The organism is Rhodopirellula sp. JB055, from assembly GCF_043100905.1.
Classification (GTDB): domain Bacteria; phylum Planctomycetota; class Planctomycetia; order Pirellulales; family Pirellulaceae; genus Rhodopirellula.
Genome location: NZ_JBICHO010000202.1, coordinates 1 through 3844, shown reverse-complemented (window position 1 = coordinate 3844; position 3844 = coordinate 1). Strand labels below are relative to the sequence as shown.

Here is a 3844-nt window from a genome sequence, read left to right as displayed (position 1 = left end):
ACTGAAAGAGTCTTGGGGCGTAGGCCAGGTTGTACCTGGCTGGGTGATTGGATGGACTGCGTTGGGGCTTGCGGGTGGGTTGGACGCCTCGCTTTGTTCCAAAGCATCGGGTGGGTGCCAGGTGAAACCTGGCCTACGTTGAAGTGGTCCCTCGCTGACGCGTTCGGGTTGTGGAGTTGGAGAGGTCCGAATTCTGGCGAATCCGGCTACGGTTGGGGTGGCCTTGCTGACGCGGCGGGTTGTGACGGGGGCGTCGTAGGCCAGGTTGTACCTGGCGGGGTGATTGGACGGGCCGCGTGGGGCTTGCGGGTGTGGTTGGACGCCTCGCTTTGTTCCAAAGCATCGGCTGGGTGCCAGGTGAAACCTGGCCTACGTTGGAGTGGTCCCTCGCTGACGCTTCGGGTTGTGACTGAAAGAGTCTTGGGGCGTAGGCCAGGTTGTACCTGGCTGGGTGATTGGACGGACTGCGTTGGGGCTTGCGGGTGTGGTTGGACGCCTCGCTTTGTTCCAAAGCATCGGCTGGGTGCCAGGTGATGACCTGGCCTACGTTGGAGTGGTCCCTCGCTGACGCGTTCGGGTTGTGAAGATGGTGAGGTCCGAATTCTTGGCGAATTCGGCTACGGTTGGGGCGGCCTTGCTGACGCGGCGGGTTGTGACTGGCGAACCCGGCTACGCGATGGATGGCATTGGCAAACGCAATCCGTCGTAGGCCAAGTGGACGTGATCGGGCAGCGAGGCTTCCACGGGGCCGTGATCGATGTCGTGGCCGAGATGTGTCAGGAACGCTTGGCGTGGCTTGAGCTCTTCGATCACTTCGAGGGCTTCGTCGATGTTGAAGTGAGTTGGGTGCGGCGTGAATCGCAATGCATCCAGGACCAGCGTGTCGAGACCTCGCAGCCGATCCATGGACGTCTCGGAGATGTGATTGGTGTCCGTGCAATAAGCGAAGTCGCCCATGCGGAAACCCAACACCTCGAAGTGCGGTCCGTGCTTCAGTGGAACCGGGGTGACGCGAACGCCGAGAACCTCAAACGGATCATCGTTGTTGATCGAGAGGATTTCGAGTTGCGGCCGTGATCCCGCGTGGGTTTGTTCACGCTGTGAAAACGCGTAATCGTAAGAAGTTCGAATTCGATCTTCGACGTCCGCACGGCAGTACAGCGGAACGGGACGACCGAGCCGAAACGGAAACAACCGCAGGTCATCTAGGCCGTAGATGTGATCGGCATGTTCGTGGGTGAACAAAACCGCGTGCACAAGCTTGATCTTTTCACGGAGCAATTGCGTTCGCAAATCGGGTGGCGTGTCGATCAGCAGATTGCCTTCGGGCAACCGGAGCAGGATTGAGCAACGCGTTCGGTTGTTGCGCGGGTCGGTGCTTTGGCAAACATCACACTCGCATCCAATCGCGGGAACACCGACGCTGGTCCCGGTTCCCAAAAAGATCATCTCGGGAGTCGGGGCCGGGGAAGTTGGATCGGTCGCGGAAGAGTCGGCTGGAGCAGGATCGGATGCAGTCATGCCGCGATGTTATCGCGGGTGAGCATCCCCGTGCAGGTGACGAGTTGGGTGACCATCATCGCATCGGGCGATCAGCGAAGATTGATCGGGATGCCAAAGTCTTGCTTGTCGCCCGGTTGCTCCGATCCAAGAGTGCTCTTTTTGAAAAGGTTCTTGTCGACTTCCTCGCCAAGCTTCCAACGAATGTTGGCGAAGAGTTCCACCGGGTGATGATCGGAATAGGAGATGCCATAGATGGTCGTCGGTAGTCTCTGCTTCGTTGAAGCATGCTCCGTCCATTCGGACCGCGTGATCGACGTGACCTTCGCAAGTGACTCATCGACGCCACGCCAGTTCAACTCAATCATCTGAATAGGGACTTGGTTCTCAAACGTGATCAATTGTCCAAGCCAGTCAGCGCCTTTGAATCGTAACAGGACGTGAGTCTGTCCTCGACGTTGAATGACTCCATGCACTGACTTCACGCGGACATTGTGTCGCGAAAAATCCCAGGCGCTGCCATTGGCTGTTTGAACTGACCCAACTGTGGTTGCGAGACAAGGACTGAATACGTCTCTCAAGCGAAGTGCACTGAGGCCGTGCTTCCAGTCGCACTCCCCCGTTTGCTCATCCGTGCTGTTCTCAAATGCTACAACCTGACTTTGGTAGCATTTGTCTGAGTCCCGCAGGATGTCGAGATGCTGGCGGCTATCGCGAGCGATCCCAAGACTGGTCACAATCGCCGCGTTGTCGAGCAAGTTCTGACGCACCACAATGACCCTCATCCTGGCGGATGATGGGTCTCGGGCGATCCGAAAGCTATTTCTCCAATGCATGGTTGAGTGATTGGTGCCGATCGCGGTGCTTTCCAGCATTTCTGAGACGACACTGACCTCGTAAGGCGAGGCTAAAAGCAGCGACTCAATGTCCCGCATCCAGCCGACCACCATCCCGGCGTCTTCTTTGTCGAGTTCCTTGAAGTCCTCCAGGCTCGGAGTTCGGAGCCGTTCGAGATGACGGTATTCCTCTGCGTAACAGGTTTGAAACGTAAGGACGAAGCAAGCCGCCAGGGCAAATGTTTGCATCTTCACAACTGAAACTCCTTGATGGTTCACGACGCCTGAACTGTTCCAATGTCATGCGAATGGAGAAGACATGGGGCTATGTTTGAGTGTTGAAGGGCTCTGATTGCACGCTGGCAAGAAAAAAGCATCGCAATTGATCCAGCGGCAGGCTGGGCTCCCTTGCTGGGAGTTAGTGGACGTTGCCGTTTCTGATCGCGGCATCCAGTTGACGGGTTGGAAGCACCAGGATTTCATTGGGTGGAGACGGTGACTCAGGCAGGCACAAAAAAACGGATCGTCCCAAGTTTCCTTGAGGCGATCCGTTCGATTCGCGGTCAGCTGACTTCACGACCAACCCGATGCGCGGGTCAGCTGTTGGCGACGGCTTCTCCGTCTTCGACTGCTTCTTCACTCTCGTCCGCGTCCGCTTCAAGCGGTGCGACAAAGCCGCCGGCGGCCAAGACCTTTTGCTTGATCTCATCGCAGACGTCGGGGTTCTCGATCAAGAAGTTGCGAGCCTTCTCCTTGCCCTGACCCAAGTACGTGTCGCCGTACTTGAACCAGGAACCGCTGCGGTTGACGACTTTGTTCTCGGTTCCCAGATCCAGCAAGTCGCCTTCGAAGCTGATGCCGTTGGAGTGCATCATGTCGAATTCCGCGATGCGGAACGGAGGTGCGACCTTGTTCTTCACGATCTTCGCTTTGACGCGTTGACCGACTTGTTCCTCACCATCTTTCAGGCTGCCGATCCGACGAACATCGATTCGGCACGAGCAATAGAACTTGAGTGCCCGACCGCCGGGTGTGGTTTCGGGGCTACCGAACATCACTCCGACTTTTTCACGAATTTGGTTGATGAAAATCACGGCCGATTTGCTTTTCGCAATCGCACCAGTCAGCTTCCGCATCGATTGGCTCATCAGTCGAGCTTGTAGACCGACGTGACTGTCACCGATCTCGCCTTCGAGTTCCGCCTTGGGAACCAAAGCCGCGACCGAGTCAACGATAATGACGTCGACCGCATTGGATTTGACCAGCATCTCACAGATCTGCATCGCTTCTTCGCCGCTGCCCGGTTGGCTGACCAGCAAGCTGTCCAGTTCCACGCCGAGCTTCTTCGCCCAACTGGGATCGAACGCGTGTTCGGCGTCGATGATGGCTGCGATGCCGCCTGCCTTTTGGGCCTCCGCACCGATGTGGAGTGCCAGCGTCGTCTTACCGGACGACTCGGGACCGAACACTTCGATGATCCGACCGCGAGGGATGCCCTGTCCACCGAG

General features: G+C 57.2%; 4 protein-coding genes and 1 pseudogene. All 5 read right to left on the bottom strand.

Annotated features, from left to right (window positions below; all coding sequences use genetic code 11):
• Window positions 1-369: 369 nt before the first annotated feature.
• Window positions 370-516, bottom strand: a complete 147-nt coding sequence (locus tag ACF8AM_RS08265) for a DUF1589 domain-containing protein (RefSeq protein WP_392555177.1) — start codon at window positions 514-516, stop codon at window positions 370-372.
• Window positions 488-733: pseudogene (locus ACF8AM_RS08260) on the bottom strand (DUF1589 domain-containing protein); the annotation flags it as partial. The gene ACF8AM_RS08265 and the pseudogene ACF8AM_RS08260, both read right to left, overlap by 29 nt.
• Entirely contained in the window at window positions 670-1521 is an 852-nt protein-coding gene (locus ACF8AM_RS08255; RefSeq protein WP_392555176.1) for an MBL fold metallo-hydrolase, read from the bottom strand. The gene ACF8AM_RS08255 and the pseudogene ACF8AM_RS08260, both read right to left, overlap by 64 nt.
• 71 nt (window positions 1522-1592) lie before the next feature.
• Window positions 1593-2585, bottom strand: a complete 993-nt coding sequence (locus ACF8AM_RS08250; protein ID WP_392555175.1) for a hypothetical protein — start codon at window positions 2583-2585, stop codon at window positions 1593-1595.
• Between the two features lie 347 nt (window positions 2586-2932).
• The coding region (gene recA, locus ACF8AM_RS08245) for a recombinase RecA (protein ID WP_392555174.1) at window positions 2933-3844 on the bottom strand (912 nt) is incomplete at its 5' end.

Bases quoted from the DNA above. Each gene is read 5' to 3' on its own strand.
- ACF8AM_RS08255 (WP_392555176.1), bottom strand. From the start codon at position 1,521: ATGACTGCATCCGATCCTGCTCCAGCCGACTCTTCCGCGACCGATCCA.
- ACF8AM_RS08265 (WP_392555177.1), bottom strand. From the start codon at position 516: ATGCTTTGGAACAAAGCGAGGCGTCCAACCACACCCGCAAGCCCCAAC.
- ACF8AM_RS08250 (WP_392555175.1), bottom strand. From the start codon at position 2,585: ATGCAAACATTTGCCCTGGCGGCTTGCTTCGTCCTTACGTTTCAAACC.